Source organism: Ochrobactrum sp. SSR (assembly GCF_030067775.1).
Taxonomy (GTDB): Bacteria; Pseudomonadota; Alphaproteobacteria; order Rhizobiales; family Rhizobiaceae; genus Brucella; species Brucella teleogrylli.
Map to the genome: position 1 here is coordinate 498,110 of NZ_CP125969.1, position 19,112 is coordinate 517,221.

Genomic DNA, 19,112 nt, shown 5'->3' on the forward strand with positions numbered 1-19,112 from the left:
TAGGGTTATGAAAAGTTCCATGGACGAAACAGTTCAAAAATCCTGCTGGGGCGTTACGCTCTGGGCAGTCATTGGGCTCGCCGCTATTATTCTCATGGCCTACCTCTTCTCTGTTTGATCGATCAGGCGCTGGGGTCTGAAAGATCCGGCAGCAGCGCAGAAACAGAGCTACGCATTCCGGAAAATTGATGCCGCATTTCGGCAATCCGTTTGCGTTATTCCTTTCTTACACTATCTGATATGAATGTACCGCAACGCGTGTTGTATTCGCTCGCGCATACAACCGTCTGGATAGGACGGGCGTTGGGTCAAAGCTTGGTCAGCTCCGTTCAGTCGAAGCTGCAGAAGGTGTGGAATGTTTCTGTCGGTTTTCGATCTCTTCAAGATTGGTATTGGGCCTTCCAGCTCCCATACGATGGGTCCCATGACGGCTGCGCGGATGTTTCTCAATGAGATCATCAGCGGCAACTGGCCACGGCCTGCGCATTCCAAAATCGTTCGCCTGAAGGCGAGCCTGCATGGCTCGCTGGCTTATACCGGCGTCGGTCATGCGACGGACCGCGCGGTGATCCTTGGCCTTTGCGGTTTTCTGCCCGACACGATCGATCCCGATATCATGGATTCGGAAGTAGAAAAGGTTCTGGCGGCCAAGAAAGTGCAGCCGGGAGGCCATCCCGCCTATCAGTTTGATCCGGCGGTCGATCTTGTTCTCGACCGCAAGACGCCGCTCCCCGGCCATGCCAACGGCATGGCGTTTTCCGCTTACGATCACGACGACAATCTTTTGTTGCGTCGTGCTTATTTTTCCATTGGCGGCGGTTTCGTCGTCACAGAGGAAGAATTGAGCCGCGTCCAGCGCAGCGGTGCGAAGCCGGATGACAAGGCCGACGTGCCTTATCCTTTCCGCAATGCCGCTGAAATGCTGGTCATGGCCCATGATAGCGGGCTGTCGATTGCCGAAATGAAGCGCGCCAATGAAGAAGTGCATATGTCGCGTGAGGAACTCGACGCGGGGCTGGATCGCGTCTGGGGCGCCATGCGCGGCTGCATCGAACGTGGCTTGAGCCGGGAGGGCATCATGCCGGGCGGGCTGGGCGTCCGTCGTCGGGCACGGCACATTCATGATAAGCTTCAGGATGACTGGCGCAACAATCGCAGCAATCCGTTGCTCGCCAATGACTGGCTGTCGGTCTATGCCATGGCGGTCAATGAAGAAAACGCTTCGGGCGGCAGGGTGGTTACCGCGCCGACCAATGGCGCCGCGGGCGTGGTGCCTGCGGTGCTACGCTATTATCTGCATTTCCACGATGATGCCGACCAGAAGGGCATTCGCGATTTTCTGCTGACGTCGGCAGCCATTGGTGGAGTCATCAAGCACAATGCGTCGATTTCCGGCGCAGAGGTTGGCTGTCAGGGCGAGGTCGGTTCCGCTTCTGCAATGGCGGCAGCGGGGCTTGCCGCTGTTCTCGGCGGTTCGCCGGAGCAGATCGAAAATGCCGCTGAAATCGCGCTTGAGCATCATTTGGGCATGACGTGCGATCCGGTCGCCGGTCTGGTTCAGGTGCCTTGCATCGAACGCAATGCGCTGGGTGCGGTGAAGGCGGTGACAGCTGCATCGCTGGCCGTGAAGGGCGATGGCAAGCATTTCGTGCCGCTGGATGCCTGTATTGAAACCATGCGTCAGACTGGTCACGATATGAGCGAACGCTACAAAGAAACCAGTCAGGGCGGTCTTGCGGTGAATGTCGTAGCCTGCTGAGTTCTCAACTTTAGGAGAACGCGATTCTTCTTGCTTGAAGCGGTCGCATCCCTTGGTTAAACCGCTTCCATGGCTCTCAATCTCGTCAAGCTTTGTGTCGGTTGCGATAGTATCGAAGATCTCGCAGCCTGGATCGATTTCCGCCTCGCTGAACAGCGGGGCGCGGGGCTTGTGCCCGAACAAACCCACACGACGCGGATGGTGCCGAAACGCATCGACGAGCTTCTGGAGGGCGGTTCGCTCTACTGGGTCATCAAGGGCAATATCCAGTGCCGCCAGCGTTTGCTTGATGTGAGGCCCTTTACGGATGAAGCGGGTATCAGCCGTTGCCATTTCGTGCTGGAACCGAAGATCGTTCCAACGGAATGGCAGCCGCGCCGCGCTTTTCAGGGATGGCGTTATCTGAGCGAGAACGAAGTGCCGCGTGATGAAGCGGCTGGAAAGTCGGGCAGGGCAGCGCTCCCTGCGGAACTGCGTCAGGAGTTGGCAGCACTCGGCCTGCTCTGAGCAATTTTCCCGGAATCAAAAAGGCCCACCAAAAATCGGCGGGCCTTTATTTTATTCAGCTAATTGCGTTCAGTTTTCAATCGTCACACGAACGGTGATCGTGTTGGAATTGACTGGCAGCGTCATGCGCATCCGGGCACGTGGTTGGGCGATGCGTTTGTTACGAGCGGCATGGCTGACCAGCAGGCCAACGAGATCGCGGGTTTGAAACCCCGTGCCGCGACGCACATCGGCAATCCGCAATGCAGCCTGTTTGAGCGTCTGTACCGAGAACAGACCGCCCAGCGAAGGCACACGTTTTTCTTCATGAGACCAAATGGTGGTCTTCAGCGGCGGTACGAATGTGTCTTTCATATTGGACATCTCGAAACCCTCTACGCTTAACAAAATTCGGGTTTGAAGCTGTTGCGAGGAGAAAAAATCTCCTCGCGATTGATCAGTTGGCGACGGCATAGCAGCCGAAGCTCTTCTTTTTGAGAGAAGCGCAAGCGTCCCATGCAGCCTGCTTCGAGGTGAAGCCGACGAAACGGGCGCGGTAGAATGTGGCGTTACCCTTGTTGAAGGTTTCCGTGTAGGGCGATGCGCTGCGCAGCGCGCCACCGACAGACGACGACGCCTTGGCAAGCATGTCGCGGGCCTGACCTTCGCTCGGCAGAGAACCGATCTGGATCGCCCAGCCGCCAGCAGACGGGGCCGACGCGGTGGTGACCGGGTCTACATCCTGTGCCTGCGCTTGGGCCTGAGCCTGCAGGGTGCCGGATGGGATTTTGGCCTTCGGTGTCGGGCGAATGGCGGCCTGTGCTGCGAGCGCAGCCGGACGGGCTGTTGGAGCGGCCAGTGCAAGCACCTGCGGCTGTTCCGCGTCACCTTCACCGGATTCGTTGTTGATGACTTCGTTGACCGATCTCGACACGGGCAACCGGCACAGGCGCTTGTCTCGCCTTCGGCAGATCGACGGCGGCGACAGTCTGCGGAACGTCATTGGTTGCGGCAATGAGAGCGTCGGTGCTGCGACCGCGCTTGGCCTGCGGGAGATATTTGTTGATCAGCTGCGCCATATGGGCGTCGCGGCTTGCGCCTGTATTGCCGCCCATGACCACGGCAACGATGCGGCGGCCATCGAGATTGACCGACGAAACGAGGTTGTAGCCGGAAGCATTGGTATAGCCGGTCTTGATGCCGTCCACGCCTTCGATGCGGCCCAGCAGGCGGTTGTGACCGTTGATGGTCTGACCGCGATAAACAAAGCTGCGGCGCGAGAAATAGGAGAATTCACGCGGGAAATGCTGACGAAGCGCCATGCCGAGGATAGCCATGTCGCGCGCGGTGGAATGCTGCGCCATGTTCGGCAGGCCTGATGCGTTGCGGAACGTGGTGTTGCGCATGCCGAGACGGCGCGCCTTGGCGGTCATCATCTGGGCAAAGCGCTCTTCCGAACCGCCGATATATTCGCCGACCGCCGCCGCAACGTCATTGGCGGACTTGGTGATCATGGCGAGCGCCGCATCTTCGGCGCGGATGGTCTGGCCCGGGCGGAAGCCGATCTTTGTCGGTGGACGCGAACGGGCATAGGCTGACACGGGGATGGGCGTATCCCTGCTGATCCGTCCGGCCTGCATGGCTTCGAAGAGCATATAGAGCGTCATCATCTTGGTCAGCGAAGCGGGATAGCGCTGCGCGTCGGCGTTTGAAGCAAAAAAGCGTCTTGCCCGTATTTGCATCGACCACGATCGCAGCATATCTGTCGCTGGCGGCAATCGCCGGTATCGTGGTGGATGCTGTCGAACAGCCCGTAACGGTCGCGAGAAGAAGTGTAGCTTGCGCCGCTTTTTTCAGGGCATATGCGACTTTACTGAATGCCATACGCACGATGATGACCCTACCTGTATTCCGGAATTTTTTAAGCTGCGGCGCAAAAGGCACACAGCAATCTAATTCCACCACCCTAATGTCATCAGCGTTACCAATCCGTTTATGGTAAGCGCGTCGTTCATAATTTTCTGAAAATTTTTGCGGTCACTCGGCCTTGGTCGCAGCTTTGATCACGCATTTATGAAGTTTTTTCGCAGCTGCGCGATGCCCGTTCCGTCAAAAAACAAACGCCACTTTTGGCAGAAAGCTTTAGCAAACGGGGGCTTGACCTATATTAGTTGTGTCAAGGGGCTCGCTGGTAATAAGTCTCGGTTGCAAGTGCCACTGAAGGGCTTAAAATCAGAACGAAAAGACCTACATATTGAGGCAGGGCGGGGTCGGCAGATGGGCATTTGGGTACAGGTTTCATGAGGCATTTCAATACAGTCATGCAAAGCAAGACCGATGGCGGGAACGGGCCGGAAAACGGCACCGTTGTGGTCACACGCACGCAGCCCAAAACCAAGAAGCCCAGCCTCTACCGTGTCCTGCTACTAAACGACGACTACACCCCCATGGAGTTCGTCGTACATGTCCTGCAGCGTTTTTTCCAAAAAAGCCTTGATGATGCCACGCGCATCATGCTGCATGTTCACAATCACGGTGTCGGTGAATGCGGAGTATTTACATACGAAGTCGCCGAGACCAAAGTGAGCCAGGTCATGGATTTTGCCCGCCAGAATCAGCATCCGCTGCAATGCGTGATGGAGAAAAAGTGAGGTCTTATGCCATCGTTCTCTCCCAGCCTTGAAAGGGCACTGCATCAAGCCCTGACCATCGCAAACGAGCGGCATCACGAATATGCTACGCTCGAACATCTTTTGCTTGCCCTGATCGACGATCAGGATGCCGGCGCAGTGATGCGCGCCTGCAACGTCGATCTGGAGCACCTCAAGCGCGTCGTTACCGATTATATCGACCGCGAACTGGACAATCTCGTCACCGGCTATGACGAGGATTCCAAACCGACGGCCGCCTTCCAACGTGTGATCCAGCGCGCTGTCATTCACGTTCAATCTTCGAATCGCGAGGAAGTTACGGGCGCCAATGTGCTCGTCGCCATCTTCGCGGAACGGGAAAGCCATGCTGCCTATTTCCTTCAGGAACAGCAGATGACCCGTTACGATGCCGTGAACTATATTTCACACGGCATTTCCAAGCGTCCTCAAAGCGGCGAAACCCGTTCGCCGCGCGGTGCCGAGAGCCCGAGCGAGGAGCAGCGCCCCGGTGGGGAGCAGGAGGAGGGACCGAAGAAGAAGCAGGACGCCCTGTCTGCTTACTGCGTCAACCTCAATGACAAAGCCAAAGCCGGTCGTATCGATCCACTGATCGGTCGCGACAGCGAAATCAGCCGGACGATTCAGGTTCTGTGCCGTCGCTCCAAGAACAACCCGCTTTATGTGGGCGATCCCGGTGTCGGCAAGACGGCCATTGCCGAGGGGCTCGCGAAACGCATCGTGGAAGGACAGGTTCCTGAAGCACTTGCCGACGCGACGATCTTCTCGCTCGACATGGGCACACTTTTGGCCGGAACACGCTATCGCGGTGACTTCGAAGAACGTCTGAAGCAGGTCGTGAAGGAACTCGAAGAGTTTCCGGGTGCGGTTCTGTTCATCGACGAAATTCACACGGTCATCGGTGCCGGTGCGACTTCGGGCGGCGCGATGGATGCATCGAACCTGCTCAAGCCAGCACTGTCGTCCGGCGCAATCCGTTGCATCGGATCGACGACCTATAAGGAATATCGTCAGTTCTTCGAAAAAGACCGCGCGCTTGTGCGTCGTTTCCAGAAGATCGACGTCAATGAGCCGTCGATCCCGGATGCGATTGAAATCATGAAGGGGCTGAAGCCTTACTTCGAGGATTTCCATAAGGTCAAATACACGGTCGACGCCATCAAGTCGGCGGTGGAACTGTCAGCGCGCTATATTTCGGACCGCAAGCTGCCCGACAAGGCCATCGACGTGATCGACGAAACGGGCGCCAGCCAGATGCTGCTGCCGGAAAACAAGCGCAAGAAGACCATCGGCGTGAAGGAAATCGAAGCGACTATCGCGACGATGGCCCGTATCCCGCCGAAGTCTGTTTCCAAGGATGACGAACAGGTTCTGTCGCATCTCGATGCGGAACTGAAGCGCGTTGTCTATGGCCAGGATCTGGCTATCGAAGCGCTGTCGGCCTCGATCAAGCTGGCTCGTGCGGGTCTGCGTGAACCGGACAAGCCAATCGGCTCCTATCTGTTCTCCGGCCCAACGGGTGTCGGTAAGACGGAAGTTGCCAAGCAGCTTGCCGCTTCGCTTGGTGTGGAACTCCTGCGTTTCGACATGTCGGAATATATGGAGCGCCATACGGTTTCGCGGCTTATCGGCGCGCCTCCCGGCTATGTCGGCTTCGATCAGGGCGGTCTTTTGACCGATGGCGTGGACCAGCATCCGCATTGCGTGCTGCTGCTCGACGAAATCGAGAAGGCCCATCCGGACCTTTACAATATTTTGTTGCAGGTCATGGATCATGGCTCGCTGACCGACCATAACGGCAAGAAGATCGATTTCCGCAATGTGATCCTGATCATGACCACCAATGCCGGTGCGTCGGATATGGCCAGAGCGGCAATCGGCTTTGGTTCCACGCGGCGTGAAGGCGACGATATGGAAGCGATCAACCGGCTATTCACGCCGGAGTTCCGCAACCGTCTCGATGCGATCATTCCGTTCGGTCCGCTGCCGGTTCCGGTTATTCATCAGGTTGTGCAGAAGTTCGTTCTTCAACTCGAAGCCCAGCTTGCCGAACGCGGTGTAACCTTTGAACTGACCGAAGGCGCAATCGCATGGCTGGCCGACAAGGGCTATGATGAGCGCATGGGCGCGCGTCCGCTCGGACGTGTCATTCAGGAACACATCAAGAAGCCGCTGGCCGATGAAGTGCTGTTCGGAAAGCTCAAGCATGGCGGTACGGTACGCGTCGATGTGATCACCAAGGCAGACGGCAAGACCGATCTGTCGCTGGAATCCGTCGCCGAGCAGCCGGTGAAGCCGAAGAAGGATATTCCGGCCGAGAAGAAGATTTCTCCGCGCCGGAAGGCCGCGCCGAAGAAGGCTGAAAAGGAAAAGGTTCTGGCCGGCAAGGACGAACCAGCTCCGAAGCCAGCTGCAAAAGCGGCGCCGAAAGCTTCAAGCGCCAAATCGTCGGTGCCGAAAGTGCCGCGCAAGAAATAAATGCATGAACAGACGGCCCCTCTTCGGAGGGGCCGTTTTCGTTTGAAGTTTAAACTTATCGATCCTCGGTCAATTCTATTCTAACGTGGCTTCATGCCAGCGACTCATCTTCCAGATAAGCCTCCACATCAGGACATTGCGCCAGCGCATAGCGGCCAGCATTTTCGCTGGTTTCTGCGTGGTTGCAGCCGCATTTTCAGCATTCCGGCCATCTTGCTGATGAGTTCGTTTGTCGGCTTTGCCGGGCTTGCGATTGAAAGCGGCATTTCGGTCGGGCAGGCGGTGTTCATGACGCTGACCATCTGGGCACTGCCCGCCAAGGTCGTGCTGATCGGTGCCGTCAGTGCAGGCGCAACACTGCCTGCCGCTGCGCTCGCTGTCGGACTGTCCTCGGTGCGCCTCATGCCGATGGTAGTGGCGCTTCTGCCGGAACTCAAAGGGCCAAAAACGCGTAAGCTGACGCTAGCGGTGCTCTGCCATTTCGTGGCGGTGACGGCCTGGGTCATGGCGATGGAGGAGTTGCGCAATATTCCGCGTGACATGCGCACCAGCTATTTTGCCGGGATCGGCTCGGTTTTGGTTGGAACCAATGCGCTGGTGGTGGCGATTGTCTATATGCTGTCGTCGTCCTTTCCGCCGGTTGTGTTTGCAGCCCTTTTCCTGCTGACGCCAATGTATTTTTTGACCTCGCTCTGGCGCTCGGCCCGCGAACGGGCAGGGCAGGTCGCGATGGCGTCCGGTTTGCTGCTGTTTCCGCTCTTTCACCAGTTCATGCCGGGATATGACCTGCTCTGCACGGGCATTGTGGGTGGCCTGATCGCCTTTGGATTCCACAGAAAGCGCAGCATGACGAAGGAGAAGGCGCTATGAACTGGGACAGTTTTGACAGCCAGTGGGGGCCGTTCGTCTTCATCATTCTGGCGGGATCGCTGCCGACCTATATTTTTCGCGTCATGGGCGTGATCGTCGGCGGGCGAGTGCGCGAGGATCCTGAGTTTCTCGTGCTGGTGCGCTGTGTGGCAACCGCGCTGGTCGCGGGCGTGATTGCACAGCTTATTCTTTATCCGAACGGCGCACTTGCCGATTCGCCGATATGGCTTCGGGTCGGAGCCGCCGGTGCAGGATTTGCCGCCTATCTGATGGCTGGCAAGCGTTTGCTTGTCGGTATCGCGGTTGCGGAAATCCTGCTGATTGCCGGTCTGTTGACGCTCTAAGAGTGAGTCTTATCAGAGCGCTGCGCGGATTTTTTCAGCATTTGCTGAAAGAACGGCTGCGTCTTCCATCTGGCCAGTATGCGGCTTGAGAGCGACGCCTTCAAAACGCGGAATGACGTGGAAATGCAGATGATAGACGGTCTGGCCGGAAGCCGGTTCGTTGAACTGCATCACGGTGACGCCATCGGCATTGAAAGCCTTCTTCACGGCCTGCGCGATTTTCTGCACGGCTGCAATGACGACGGCCAGCGTTTCCGGCTTGGCGTCGAGCAGATTGCGCGACGGCGCCTTCGGCACAACCAGCGTGTGGCCGGTGCCCTGCGGCATGACATCCATGAAGGCGACGACATCGTCGGTTTCGTAGACGCGGGTGGACGGAATTTCACCCCGCAGGATTTTCGCGAAGATGTTGTTGTCGTCATAGGTGGCAGACATGCGATTCTCTCCAATGCTGGACTTTGCCAAATTTGACCGCATAGAGAGGCGTTAGGCAAGCTTCGTGGGGGCAGCTTCGTGGCGGTAGGGTGTGTGTTCCTCCAGTGCCTCATGAATTTGCTCGACCTCGTGCCGTTCCTGAACGAGATAGTCGCTCACCGCATTTCGGAAACTTTCATTGACGATGTAATGCGCGGAATGGGTCGTTACTGGCACATAACCGCGTGCAAGCTTATGTTCGCCCTGCGCGCCTGCCTCCACCACGCGCAGCTTGCGCTCGATGGCGAAGTCGATGGCCTGATGGTAGCAGACCTCGAAATGCAGATAGGGGTGGTCCTCGATGCAACCCCAGTGTCTGCCGAACAGCCTGTCCCCACCGATGAAATTGATGGCACCGGCAATATAGCGTCCGGCGCGTTTTGCCATGACCAGCAGAATATCCTCGGCCATGGTCTGGCCGATCAGCGAATAGAATTCTCGATTGAGATAGGGGCGGCCCCATTTGCGGCTGCCCGTATCCATATAGAAAGCAAAGAAATCGTCCCAGACAGCTTCCGTCAGGTCGCTGCCGGTCAGCCAGACGATTTCAATGCCATCGGACAGCGCTTCGCGGCGTTCCTTTTTGAGCGCCTTGCGCTTGCGCGAAACAAGTTCACTCAGAAAGTCATCATAATTGGAAAAGCCGTTGTTTATAAAATGAAACTGCTGGTCCGTCCGGTGCAGAAAGCCCGCGCGTTCCAGCGCTTTAATCTCGTCGGGCAGGGCAAATGTCACATGCGCCGAGGATACGCCTGCCTGATCGGTCAGCTCGCGCAAACCGCCTGCCAGTGCCAGCCGCACGGCTTCGCCATCATAGGCAATATGGTTGAGAAGGCGCGGCCCGGTTGCGGGCGTAAAGGGAATAGCCGCCTGAAATTTCGGGTAGTAACGCCCGCCAGCCCGCTCGAAAGCATCGGCCCAACCGTGGTCGAACACATATTCGCCCTGGCTGTGCCCTTTCAGATAATTCGGTACAGCGCCGAGCAATTCGCCACGATTGTTTTCAAGACGCAGATGGCGCGGCAGCCAACCTGCTTTTCGGGAAACGGAACCCGATTCCTCCAGCGCGGACAGGAAAGCGCGGGTCGTGAAAGGATTATAGTTCGCGTCCTGCCGGGAGGCCCCGGCAAGACTGCTCCACTCGTCTTCCGTAAACTCGTTGATATTTTCAACGATGCGAAGAACGAAGCTTTCTTCACTGTGCGGATCTTCGTCGTTCACCGCAAATCCTTTGCTCTCAGGCGACCAGTGAGCGAGGGTCGAACCCTTCGAACGTGATCTGTTCGACATTGAGTTCGCTGTGCTTCTGCATTTCCCGGTCGCGCACTGTCCAGCTGATGACCGGCATATGCAGCTTTTCCCGCACGAAGGTGACGAACGGGTTCGGCAGATGATGCACATTATAGGATACGAAGGAAATGCCATGCGCGAGCATGGAAAAATGCGCTTCGAAATCCTGCGTGCGGGTGCCTTCTGCCGTCAGCCCGCCCGGAATGCCAGGCGCGTCGCTTGCAAAGCGGCGGATCAGGTGATGATCGAACGACATGATGGCCGCTTCGCCCTTATATTCGCCAAGCTCGCGGGCAACGGCTGCGACCAGCCCGTCATCGCGACCTTCGATGCCCTTGAGTTCGATCACTAGAGGAACACGACCATCGACCAGATCGAGCATCTGGCGTAGCGTCGGGACGCGCTCGGCGGTGCCGCCAACATGAAGCGCGGTCGCTTCGGAGAGCGTGAGGTCGCTGATGCGACCCTCGCGCCCGGCAAGACGTTGCAGGTCGTCATCGTGGAAAACGACCACGCCGCCGTCTTTCGTCAGATGCACGTCGCACTCGATAGCAAAGCCCGCCTTGGCGGCAGCTTCAAAGGCGGCGAGCGTGTTTTCCCAGCGGGTTTTGTTCAGATCGTGCAATCCGCGATGCGCCACCGGGCGCTTTGCGAGCCAGTCGATGGAGGACATTATGCAACCTCGATAATCGCTTCGACTTCAACCGGCGCGTTGAGCGGCAGGCTGGCGACGCCGACGGCGGAACGCGCATGTTTGCCAGCATCGCCCAAAACGGCGACGAGCAGATCGGACGCGCCATTGGCAACGAGATGCTGTTCAACGAAATCAGCGGTCGAGGACACAAAAACGGTGATCTTCACGATGCGCTTGATTTTTTCCAGATCGCCGAGCGCAGCCTTGGCCTGTGCCAGAATGTTCACGGCGCAGGCGCGCGCCGCAACCTGGCCATGGGCAACCGTCAATTTGTCGCCAACCTGGCCAGTGTGCACAAGTTTGCCATTTTCCAGCGGCAGCTGGCCCGAAGTGAGCAAAAGCGAGCCTGTTTCAGCAAAGGGGACATAGTTTGCAGCCGGTGCCGCGGCTACGGGCAGGGATATACCCAGGTTTTTCAAGCGGCTTTCGATCGTGTCGGTCATTGCATTAATCCTTGCTTGCAAAGGGACTTCTCCGTCACCCTATAGGCAGAATCGGTGAAGCTTTTGGGAAGGGTGCGTTTTTTGCCTCGCTTCCGCCACGAGTTTTTTTATCATGCTTGTCAACTCATCGGGAGATTCATGTATGCGTTTTTTGAAGCCGGGTTTTAAAGTGGTTGTTGCTGCAAGTGGAACCGCCGCCTGTGTGTGGGCAGGACTTGCGAGCGTGGCCCAAGCGGCTTCGACGGTAACGCTGGTGCCGCATCGCGCCGTTTACGATTTGACGCTGGACCGCGCCGATGAAAAGTCAGGCATCAGCGGTCTGACCGGGCGCATGGTCTATGAGTTCAACGGTTCGGCCTGCGAAGGCTATACGACGAACTTCCGGTTCGTGACCCGAATCGACATGGAAGAGCAGCCGCAGCGCGTCACCGATCAGCAGACGACGACCTTCGAAGGCAGCGACGGCAAGAGCTTCCGCTTCGTCAACAAGACCTTTGTCGACAAGGAACTTGTCAAGGAAGTGCGCGGCGATGCCAAACTTGAAGGTGGCAAGACGGTGGTGGAACTGTCGAAGCCGAAGGAAAACAAGATTGATCTGCGCGGGACGCAATTTCCGACCCAGCATATGGAAGAGCTGATCGGCAAGGCGGAAGCGGGTCAGAAGTTCTATCAGACATCGCTGTTCGATGCGTCGGAAGACGCCGACCGCGTGGTCGCCACCACAGTCGTTGTCGGCAAGGGGCAGACCCCGTCGGATGATGAAACCAAGTTCATGGGCCCTTTTTCCAAAGACCCGGTCTGGCCGGTAACGATTGCTTATTTCGATGACAAGGAAAAGCAGGACGGGCTGCCGATCTATCGCATCAACTTCAAACTTTACCGCAATGGTATCACCCGAGACCTTACTATGGACTATGGCGACTTCGCCATGCGTGGCAAGCTCGTGAAGCTGGACGTATTCGATGCGGCCAAGGAAAAGGCCAAATCCTGCAATTGAGGATGCCCAGATACGCCGTTTGGCGTTATATTGGCTGGATGACTTGCAATTCATGGCGTGATCGGTTAACAGCGCGCCTATTCCACACACGGGATTGGGCTTTTGCCGGGAGAAATCCGGCAAGAACCTCCGGTGGCGAGCAATCGCCTCAGCCCGTGGAGGTTAAACCGGAAAAGGAAAATAAAGATGGCATTGCCTGATTTCAGCATGCGCCAGCTTCTGGAAGCTGGTGTTCACTTCGGCCACCAGACCCACCGCTGGAACCCGAAGATGGCGCCTTTCATCTATGGCGCTCGTAACAACATCCACATCATGGACCTGTCCCAGACCGTTCCTCTGCTGCACAACGCGCTGAAGATCGTTTCGGACACCGTTGCTCGCGGCGGTCGCGTTCTGTTCGTCGGCACGAAGCGTCAGGCTTCGGACATCATTGCCGATGCAGCAAACCGTTCGGCTCAGTACTACGTCAACGCCCGCTGGCTCGGCGGCATGATGACCAACTGGAAGACGATCTCCAACTCGATCCAGCGTCTGCGCAAGCTCGACGAACTTCTGGCTGGCGAAGGCCAGGGCTTCACCAAGAAGGAACTTCTGAACCTTCAGCGTGAGCGTGAAAAGCTTGACCGCGCACTCGGCGGTATCAAGGACATGGGTTCGGTTCCTGACCTGATCTTCATCATCGACACCAACAAGGAAGCAATTGCTATCCAGGAAGCCAAGCGTCTTGGCATTCCGGTTGTTGCCGTGATCGATTCGAACTGCGATCCGGACCAGATCGACTACCCGATCCCGGGCAACGACGACGCTGCACGCGCTATCTCGCTCTATTGCGATCTGGTTGCACGCGCTGCTCTCGACGGTATTGCTCGCCAGCAGGGCGCAATGGGCATCGACATCGGTGCGCAGGCTGAAGCTCCGGTTGAGCCAGCTCTCGAAGCTCCGGCTGAAGGCGCTTAATCAGCGTTTGATTTCATCCATCCGTCATATCTCTGATAGAGGCGGATGGATAATCTCGTTTCATTCCGGCGCGGACGCGTGATTCCGAAGCACGTTTGACGGTTTTCGGGCAAATTCACGCTTCGTCAAAATGGCGCCGGTTCAAAGTTGGCACACCCATTCGGTGTGCCTTCGCTTTCGTGAAAGGCGACACAATGAGCATTTCCGCATCTCAGGTTAAAGAACTCCGCGAACTGACCGGCGCTGGCATGATGGACTGCAAGGCTGCTCTTGCAGAAACCAACGGCGACATCGAAGCTGCTGTCGATTGGCTGCGCGCCAAGGGCATTGCAAAGGCTGACAAGAAGGCTGGCCGCACGGCTGCTGAAGGTCTGGTTGGCGTTGTATCTTCCGGCAACAAGGCTGTTGTCGTTGAAGTCAACTCCGAAACCGACTTCGTTGCCCGCAACGACGCTTTCCAGGATCTGGTCCGCAAGATCGCTCAGGCTGCCCTGACCACCGACGGTTCGGCTGAAGCTGTGGCCAACGCCAACATCGACGGCAAGACCGTTACCGAAACTGCGAAGGACGCAGTTGCAACCATTGGCGAAAACATTGGTTTCCGTCGTTCGGCTGCTCTGTCCGTTCCGCAGGGTGCAGTTGCAACCTACATCCACAACGGCGTTGCTGACGGTCTCGGCAAGCTCGGCGTTCTGGTTGCTATCGAAACCGCAGGTGACGCAGAAGCTGCAAACGCATTCGGCCGTCAGGTCGCCATGCACGTTGCCGCTATCAACCCGCTCGCTCTGACCGCTGAAGAACTCGACCCGGCTGCTGCCGAGCGCGAAAAGGCGATCTTCATTGAGCAGGCTCGCGAATCCGGCAAGCCGGACAACATCATCGAAAAGATGATCGAAGGCCGTATGCGCAAGTTCTACGAAGAAGTTGTTCTTCTTTCGCAGGCTTTCGTCATCAATCCTGACCTGACGGTTGCAGCTGCCCTCAAGGAAGCTGAAAAGGCCATCGGCGCTCCGGCCAAGATCACCGGCTTTGCCCGTATCGCACTTGGTGAAGGCATCGAAAAGGAAGAAAGCGATTTCGCTGCTGAAGTCGCTGCCGCAGCCAAGGGCTAATTGGCTCTGGTCTTCCTCTGACAGCGTATTTGCGCTTTCAGAACATGCTTTAGCCTGAAAAGGCTTTTGATTATGAAGGGCATCGCGTGACAACGCGGTGCCCTTCGTGTATCGGAACGCAACACAATCACTTTATTACGATCAGTGGAGAGCATTCCATGTCCGGCAAGCCCGCCTATAAGCGCGTCCTTTTGAAAGCCTCGGGCGAGGCATTGATGGGCAGTCAGGGTTTCGGCATCGATGTCTCCGTTGCAGATCGTATCGCCAACGATATCAAACAGGCCCGGGTGCTCGGCGTCGAAGTCGGCGTGGTGATCGGCGGCGGCAATATTTTCCGTGGTGTCGCGGTGGCGTCCAAGGGCGGCGACCGCGTGACCGGTGACCATATGGGTATGCTGGCGACGGTGATCAATTCGCTGGCGCTGCGCACCTCGCTGCACAAGATCGGCGTTGACGCCGTTGTTCTCTCCGCAATAGCAATGCCGGAAATCTGCGAGAGTTTCTCGCAGCGTCAGGCGACGGCCTATATGGACGAGGGCAAAGTAGTGATTTTTGCAGGCGGTACGGGCAATCCGTTCTTCACGACCGATTCAGCGGCAGCGTTGCGCGCCGCAGAAATCGGCGCGGATGCGCTGTTGAAGGGCACGCAGGTGGACGGCATCTATTCGGCTGATCCGAAGAAAGACCCGACCGCGACCCGGTTCGACACGCTCACCCACAAGGAAGTTCTCGATCGCGGACTGGCTGTCATGGATACGGCAGCTGTTGCCCTTGCGCGCGAGAACAACATTCCGATAATAGTCTATTCCATCCATGAAAACGGCGGCTTGGCCGAAATTCTGCAAGGCAAGGGACGTTGCACGATCGTTTCCGATAATTGATCGACACTGATCGTTCTCATGTCTTGCTGCGTATCGAAGGAGAATATGCATGAGTGATGCTTTTGACATCAACGACCTGAAACGCCGCATGGAAGGCGCAGTCAATTCTTTGAAGCACGATCTGAACGGTCTTCGTACCGGTCGCGCTTCCGCCAGCCTGCTTGAGCCAATCACCATCGAAGCCTATGGCGCGACGATGCCGATCAATCAGGTCGCCAATATCACGGTTCCAGAATCGCGCATGCTTTCTGTTTCCGTCTGGGACAAGAGCATGGTGGGGGCCGTCGAGCGCGCTATCCGTGATTCCGGTCTGGGCCTCAACCCAATCACCGACGGCATGACACTGCGTATTCCGCTGCCGGAACTGAACGAACAGCGCCGCAAGGAACTGGTCAAGATTGCGCATCAATATGCGGAGCAGGGCCGTATTGCCGCTCGCCATGTGCGTCGCGACGGTATGGATACGCTGAAAAAGCTGGAGAAGGACGGCGACATCAGTCAGGATGACAGCCGCGTTCTGTCCGAAAAGGTGCAGAAGCTGACCGACGACACCATCGCCGAGATGGACAAGGTCGTTGCTGTCAAGGAAGGCGAAATCATGCAGGTCTAGGACCTGTATGACGTTCGTAAAAGGAGAGCCAGGAATGTCCGATCCGCGCCACATCGCCATTATTATGGATGGCAATGGCCGTTGGGCGAAGGCGCGCGGCTTGCCGCGTAGCGCCGGGCATCGTGCTGGCGTGGAAGCGCTGCGCGAAACGGTGCGGGCGGCGGGTGATCGCGGTCTTGGCTTTCTCACGCTTTTTGCGTTTTCTTCCGAAAACTGGTCGCGACCGAGCGGTGAGGTCAATGACCTGCTCGGTCTGCTCAAACTGTTTATCCGTCGCGATCTTGCCGATCTTCATCGTAACAATGTGAAAGTCAGCATCATCGGCGAGCGGGAAGGGCTGACCGACGATATTCGTGGGTTGCTCACCGAAGCAGAAGCGCTGACCCGCCGCAATACCGGCCTCAATCTGGTGATTGCCTTCAATTACGGTTCACGCGACGAGATCGTCCGTGCAGTCAAGAGCCTGGCGCGCGATGTCGCCGCCGGGCGTCTCGACCCATCGTCGATTTCTGCCGAGCTGCTCTCGGCAAATCTCGATACAGCTTCTATACCCGACCCGGACCTCATCATACGCACCAGTGGCGAGATGCGTCTGTCGAATTTTCTGCTTTGGCAGGCCGCTTATGCGGAATTTCTGTTTCTGCCCGGTCACTGGCCGGATTTCCGTCCGGCCGATCTCGATGCTGCCTATGAAGTGTTCCGTCAGCGTGAGCGCCGCTTTGGTGGTGTGGAGGCGCGGAGCAGCCTTGAAGACGGTCTCGTCGAATGCGAAGAGGGCAGCCGGGCAATGGGGCAATAGGCGCGTCATGACAGATCGTTTCACAGCCGTGCTTCGCCATTGCGCTGTTCCATCGCATCGCATGCTCTGACGCAGTGCAAGCCGAAAGGTGTCAATGTCCAATCTGCAAACCCGTATTCTCACCGCCATCGTGCTCGGCGCAGTGGCCTTGTGGCTGACCTGGGTAGGCGGGTTGGGTTTCACGCTTTTCGCAATCGCTATCGGTCTGGCGATGTTCTACGAATGGACGGCCCTGAGCGCCCCGCGTCAAACATCGTTTTCGCAGGTTTTCGGCTGGGTCTGGCTGGTCCTGACAGCCATTCTTCTTATTCTGGACCGCAGCGCGTTGCTGACCATCGGCACGCTTTTGCTGGGGACGCTGATTCTTCTCGCCACGCAGTGGAAAACTGGGCGTGGCTGGCCTGCCGCCGGACTTTTCTATGCCGGGTTCTCGGCGATATCGCTTTCGCTCCTGCGCGGTGACGAGCCCTTCGGCTTTACGGCCATCGTTTTCCTGTTCGCCGTCGTCTGGTCCACTGACATCGCAGCCTATTTCAATGGTCGCGCTTTGGGCGGGCCAAAGCTTGCGCCGCGTTTTTCGCCCAACAAGACATGGTCTGGCGCTATTGGCGGTGCTGCGGCGGCGGTCGCTGGCGGCATTCTGGTCGCTTCGCTGGTGGCGACACCGGGTAGCCTGATCGTGCCGTTGCTGGCGCTTCTGCTCTCTATCGTTTCGCAGATCGGCGATCTGGCGGAATCCTGGGTAAAGCGCCAGTTCGGCGCCAAGGATTCTGGCCGTCTTCTGCCGGGGCATGGTGGCGTGCTGGACCGTGTGGATGGGCTTGTCGCCGCCGCTGCACTTCTATACCTCTTTGGTGCCGTGATTGCGGAGCCGGATGTGCCATCTGCTATCTTTTTCAGTTTCTAAGCGGCAGACGATTCGTAGAGTACGAGGGTCGATGCCGTGCTGTGGCCGCTGTCGATCACTGGGTGATTTGTAAGGAGTAGTCATTTGCAGGAGGCTCTGGCCTTTTTCTTCGGCGGTGAAAGCCTGCTTGTCGGGACAATCGTACCGTTCCTTTTCGTTCTCACAATCGTCGTATTCGTGCATGAGATGGGGCATTATCTGGTGGCGCGATGGTGCGGCATCGGTGCGCAGGCCTTTTCAATTGGCTTCGGCCCCGAACTTCTCGGCTTCACCGACCGCCGTGGCACCCGCTGGAAGCTCTCTGCAATCCCGCTTGGCGGCTATGTGAAGTTCATCGGCGATGAAAGCGAAACCAGTTCGCCCGTCGGTGTGGATAACAATGCGCTGAGCGAGGAGGATCGCAAGCGCGCGTTCCATACTCAGCCGGTCTGGAAACGTGCGGCAACGGTTTTTGCCGGTCCTGCTTTCAATATCATCCTGACCATCGTGATTTTCAGCGTCTTCTTTGCGCTTTATGGGCGGCAGATCGCCGATCCCCTGATTGCAGGCGTTCAGCCGAACAGCCCTGCTGCTGCTGCCGGTTTTGAACCCGGTGATCGCTTTATCAGCGTTGAGGGCGAGAAGATCACCACTTTTGCCGATGTACAGCGCATCGTTTCGGGCCGTGCAGGCGATACGCTCGACTTCACGGTGGAGCGCGGCGGCAAGATGGTTGATCTCAAGGCGACGCCCGCGACCGTCGAGAGAACCGATCCGCTCGGCAACAAGGTGAAGCTTGGCGCCATCGGTGTCGAGACCACGGAAGCGGTCGGCAATTTCCGCCGTATTGAATATGGTCCGCTCGAATCAGTCGGGCAGGCGGTGATGGAAACGGGCTTCATCATCAGCCGCACAGGTGAGTTTTTCACACGTTTCGCCTTTGGCCGTGAGGACAAGTGTCAGCTCGGTGGGCCGGTCAAGATCGCCAATATGGCGAGCAAGGCGGCGAGCGCCGGCTTTGACTGGTTGATACAATTGACGGCTATGCTCTCCATCGGGATCGGGCTTTTGAACCTGTTTCCCCTGCCGCCGCTGGATGGCGGGCATCTGGTTTTCTACGCGGTCGAAGCGGTCAAGGGCAGCCCGGTTTCACCGGCGGCGCAGGAAATTTTCTACCGCATCGGATTCCTTCTTGTGATGGGATTTATGGGGTTCGTACTTTTCAACGACCTCTTTGCCTGCTAGATCAAATGCCGACTGTCTCAGGCAGCGGTCCTAGGAATTGAAATCTTGGGGGATGACGATCTTGGGGATTATTGGCCAGGCCGGCTTGTCCGGTTAAGCTGACTGCAGTGAGGCGACG

Annotated in this window: 19 protein-coding genes and 1 pseudogene; 14 read left to right on the forward strand and 6 right to left on the reverse strand. The window is 57.4% G+C overall.

Annotated features, from left to right (window positions below; translation table 11 throughout):
- The first annotated feature begins 355 nt into the window (after positions 1 to 355).
- On the forward strand, positions 356 to 1,759 hold the full coding sequence (locus tag QLQ11_RS02390; protein WP_109369184.1) for an L-serine ammonia-lyase: 1,404 nt from the start codon (positions 356 to 358) through the stop codon (positions 1,757 to 1,759).
- Positions 1,760 to 1,828: 69 nt separating this feature from the next.
- Positions 1,829 to 2,266: a DUF1489 family protein gene (locus QLQ11_RS02395; RefSeq protein ID WP_140025055.1), complete on the forward strand. Its 438-nt coding sequence runs from the start codon at positions 1,829 to 1,831 to the stop codon at positions 2,264 to 2,266.
- Positions 2,267 to 2,335: 69 nt separating this feature from the next.
- Here the strand turns inward: QLQ11_RS02395 and QLQ11_RS02400 are convergent, their stop codons facing one another.
- Together QLQ11_RS02400 and QLQ11_RS02405 are read right to left on the reverse strand one after the other, a co-directional pair.
- Positions 2,336 to 2,629, reverse strand: a complete 294-nt coding sequence (locus QLQ11_RS02400) for a hypothetical protein (RefSeq protein WP_283735897.1) — start codon at positions 2,627 to 2,629, stop codon at positions 2,336 to 2,338.
- A gap of 73 nt (positions 2,630 to 2,702) precedes the next feature.
- Positions 2,703 to 4,135, reverse strand: a pseudogene (locus QLQ11_RS02405) (SPOR domain-containing protein).
- A gap of 410 nt (positions 4,136 to 4,545) precedes the next feature.
- Here QLQ11_RS02405 and clpS point away from each other — a divergent pair.
- The 4 genes from clpS to QLQ11_RS02425 all read left to right on the forward strand — a co-directional run bounded on the left by clpS (position 4,546) and on the right by QLQ11_RS02425 (position 8,606).
- Positions 4,546 to 4,896: an ATP-dependent Clp protease adapter ClpS gene (gene clpS, locus QLQ11_RS02410; protein WP_109369180.1), complete on the forward strand. Its 351-nt coding sequence runs from the start codon at positions 4,546 to 4,548 to the stop codon at positions 4,894 to 4,896.
- 6 nt (positions 4,897 to 4,902) lie between these two features.
- Entirely contained in the window at positions 4,903 to 7,392 is a 2,490-nt protein-coding gene (gene clpA, locus QLQ11_RS02415; RefSeq protein WP_371835902.1) for an ATP-dependent Clp protease ATP-binding subunit ClpA, read from the forward strand.
- A gap of 219 nt (positions 7,393 to 7,611) precedes the next feature.
- Positions 7,612 to 8,262, forward strand: coding sequence for an AzlC family ABC transporter permease (locus QLQ11_RS02420; RefSeq protein WP_349496902.1), 651 nt, complete (start codon positions 7,612 to 7,614; stop codon positions 8,260 to 8,262).
- Entirely contained in the window at positions 8,259 to 8,606 is a 348-nt protein-coding gene (locus QLQ11_RS02425; RefSeq protein ID WP_371835903.1) for an AzlD domain-containing protein, read from the forward strand. Before QLQ11_RS02420 ends, QLQ11_RS02425 begins: the two co-directional genes overlap by 4 nt.
- A 12-nt stretch (positions 8,607 to 8,618) precedes the next feature.
- Here QLQ11_RS02425 and QLQ11_RS02430 read toward each other — a convergent pair whose 3' ends face one another.
- The 4 genes from QLQ11_RS02430 to QLQ11_RS02445 are packed head-to-tail and all read right to left on the reverse strand — an operon-like array spanning position 8,619 to position 11,507.
- Positions 8,619 to 9,041: an HIT family protein gene (locus QLQ11_RS02430; protein ID WP_371835904.1), complete on the reverse strand. Its 423-nt coding sequence runs from the start codon at positions 9,039 to 9,041 to the stop codon at positions 8,619 to 8,621.
- Positions 9,042 to 9,092: 51 nt separating this feature from the next.
- Positions 9,093 to 10,301: a GNAT family N-acetyltransferase gene (locus QLQ11_RS02435; RefSeq protein ID WP_283735893.1), complete on the reverse strand. Its 1,209-nt coding sequence runs from the start codon at positions 10,299 to 10,301 to the stop codon at positions 9,093 to 9,095.
- 16 nt (positions 10,302 to 10,317) lie between these two features.
- Positions 10,318 to 11,043: a glycerophosphodiester phosphodiesterase gene (locus tag QLQ11_RS02440; RefSeq protein WP_283735892.1), complete on the reverse strand. Its 726-nt coding sequence runs from the start codon at positions 11,041 to 11,043 to the stop codon at positions 10,318 to 10,320.
- Positions 11,043 to 11,507 carry a RidA family protein gene (locus QLQ11_RS02445; protein ID WP_109369174.1) on the reverse strand — a complete coding sequence of 155 codons (465 nt, stop codon included), beginning with the start codon at positions 11,505 to 11,507 and terminating at the stop codon, positions 11,043 to 11,045. The genes QLQ11_RS02440 and QLQ11_RS02445 overlap by 1 nt, the downstream gene beginning before the upstream one ends.
- Positions 11,508 to 11,649: 142 nt before the next feature.
- Between QLQ11_RS02445 and eipB the strand changes: the two genes are divergently transcribed.
- From eipB to rseP, 8 genes are all read left to right on the forward strand, one after another.
- Positions 11,650 to 12,504: a cell envelope integrity protein EipB gene (gene eipB, locus QLQ11_RS02450; RefSeq protein ID WP_109369173.1), complete on the forward strand. Its 855-nt coding sequence runs from the start codon at positions 11,650 to 11,652 to the stop codon at positions 12,502 to 12,504.
- 186 nt (positions 12,505 to 12,690) lie between these two features.
- Complete coding sequence (rpsB, locus tag QLQ11_RS02455) at positions 12,691 to 13,461, forward strand: 30S ribosomal protein S2 (protein WP_109369172.1); 771 nt, start codon at positions 12,691 to 12,693, stop codon at positions 13,459 to 13,461.
- Between the two features lie 194 nt (positions 13,462 to 13,655).
- Positions 13,656 to 14,573 (forward strand): translation elongation factor Ts, encoded by a 918-nt coding sequence (gene tsf, locus QLQ11_RS02460; RefSeq protein ID WP_283735890.1) that lies wholly within the window; start codon positions 13,656 to 13,658, stop codon positions 14,571 to 14,573.
- A 158-nt stretch (positions 14,574 to 14,731) separates the two neighbouring features.
- Positions 14,732 to 15,454 (forward strand): UMP kinase, encoded by a 723-nt coding sequence (gene pyrH / locus QLQ11_RS02465; RefSeq protein WP_283735889.1) that lies wholly within the window; start codon positions 14,732 to 14,734, stop codon positions 15,452 to 15,454.
- Positions 15,455 to 15,503: 49 nt separating this feature from the next.
- Positions 15,504 to 16,064, forward strand: a complete 561-nt coding sequence (frr, locus tag QLQ11_RS02470; RefSeq protein ID WP_078340836.1) for a ribosome recycling factor — start codon at positions 15,504 to 15,506, stop codon at positions 16,062 to 16,064.
- Between the two features lie 34 nt (positions 16,065 to 16,098).
- The gene (locus tag QLQ11_RS02475; protein WP_283735888.1) at positions 16,099 to 16,863 is read left to right on the forward strand and encodes an isoprenyl transferase; all 765 of its coding nucleotides are present in this window, start codon (positions 16,099 to 16,101) and stop codon (positions 16,861 to 16,863) included.
- Between the two features lie 94 nt (positions 16,864 to 16,957).
- Positions 16,958 to 17,770 carry a phosphatidate cytidylyltransferase gene (locus tag QLQ11_RS02480; protein WP_283735887.1) on the forward strand — a complete coding sequence of 271 codons (813 nt, stop codon included), beginning with the start codon at positions 16,958 to 16,960 and terminating at the stop codon, positions 17,768 to 17,770.
- Between the two features lie 84 nt (positions 17,771 to 17,854).
- The gene (rseP, locus tag QLQ11_RS02485) at positions 17,855 to 18,994 is read left to right on the forward strand and encodes an RIP metalloprotease RseP (RefSeq protein WP_283735886.1); all 1,140 of its coding nucleotides are present in this window, start codon (positions 17,855 to 17,857) and stop codon (positions 18,992 to 18,994) included.
- The last annotated feature ends 118 nt before the right edge of the window (positions 18,995 to 19,112 follow it).

Bases quoted from the DNA above. Each gene is read 5' to 3' on its own strand.
- QLQ11_RS02390 (WP_109369184.1), top strand. From the start codon at position 356: ATGTTTCTGTCGGTTTTCGATCTCTTCAAGATTGGTATTGGGCCTTCC.
- QLQ11_RS02395 (WP_140025055.1), top strand. From the start codon at position 1,829: ATGGCTCTCAATCTCGTCAAGCTTTGTGTCGGTTGCGATAGTATCGAA.
- QLQ11_RS02400 (WP_283735897.1), bottom strand. From the start codon at position 2,629: ATGTCCAATATGAAAGACACATTCGTACCGCCGCTGAAGACCACCATT.
- clpS (WP_109369180.1), top strand. From the start codon at position 4,546: ATGAGGCATTTCAATACAGTCATGCAAAGCAAGACCGATGGCGGGAAC.
- clpA (WP_371835902.1), top strand. From the start codon at position 4,903: ATGCCATCGTTCTCTCCCAGCCTTGAAAGGGCACTGCATCAAGCCCTG.
- QLQ11_RS02420 (WP_349496902.1), top strand. From the start codon at position 7,612: ATGAGTTCGTTTGTCGGCTTTGCCGGGCTTGCGATTGAAAGCGGCATT.
- QLQ11_RS02425 (WP_371835903.1), top strand. From the start codon at position 8,259: ATGAACTGGGACAGTTTTGACAGCCAGTGGGGGCCGTTCGTCTTCATC.
- QLQ11_RS02430 (WP_371835904.1), bottom strand. From the start codon at position 9,041: ATGTCTGCCACCTATGACGACAACAACATCTTCGCGAAAATCCTGCGG.
- QLQ11_RS02440 (WP_283735892.1), bottom strand. From the start codon at position 11,043: ATGTCCTCCATCGACTGGCTCGCAAAGCGCCCGGTGGCGCATCGCGGA.
- QLQ11_RS02445 (WP_109369174.1), bottom strand. From the start codon at position 11,507: ATGACCGACACGATCGAAAGCCGCTTGAAAAACCTGGGTATATCCCTG.
- eipB (WP_109369173.1), top strand. From the start codon at position 11,650: ATGCGTTTTTTGAAGCCGGGTTTTAAAGTGGTTGTTGCTGCAAGTGGA.
- rpsB (WP_109369172.1), top strand. From the start codon at position 12,691: ATGGCATTGCCTGATTTCAGCATGCGCCAGCTTCTGGAAGCTGGTGTT.
- tsf (WP_283735890.1), top strand. From the start codon at position 13,656: ATGAGCATTTCCGCATCTCAGGTTAAAGAACTCCGCGAACTGACCGGC.
- pyrH (WP_283735889.1), top strand. From the start codon at position 14,732: ATGTCCGGCAAGCCCGCCTATAAGCGCGTCCTTTTGAAAGCCTCGGGC.
- frr (WP_078340836.1), top strand. From the start codon at position 15,504: ATGAGTGATGCTTTTGACATCAACGACCTGAAACGCCGCATGGAAGGC.
- QLQ11_RS02475 (WP_283735888.1), top strand. From the start codon at position 16,099: ATGTCCGATCCGCGCCACATCGCCATTATTATGGATGGCAATGGCCGT.
- QLQ11_RS02480 (WP_283735887.1), top strand. From the start codon at position 16,958: ATGTCCAATCTGCAAACCCGTATTCTCACCGCCATCGTGCTCGGCGCA.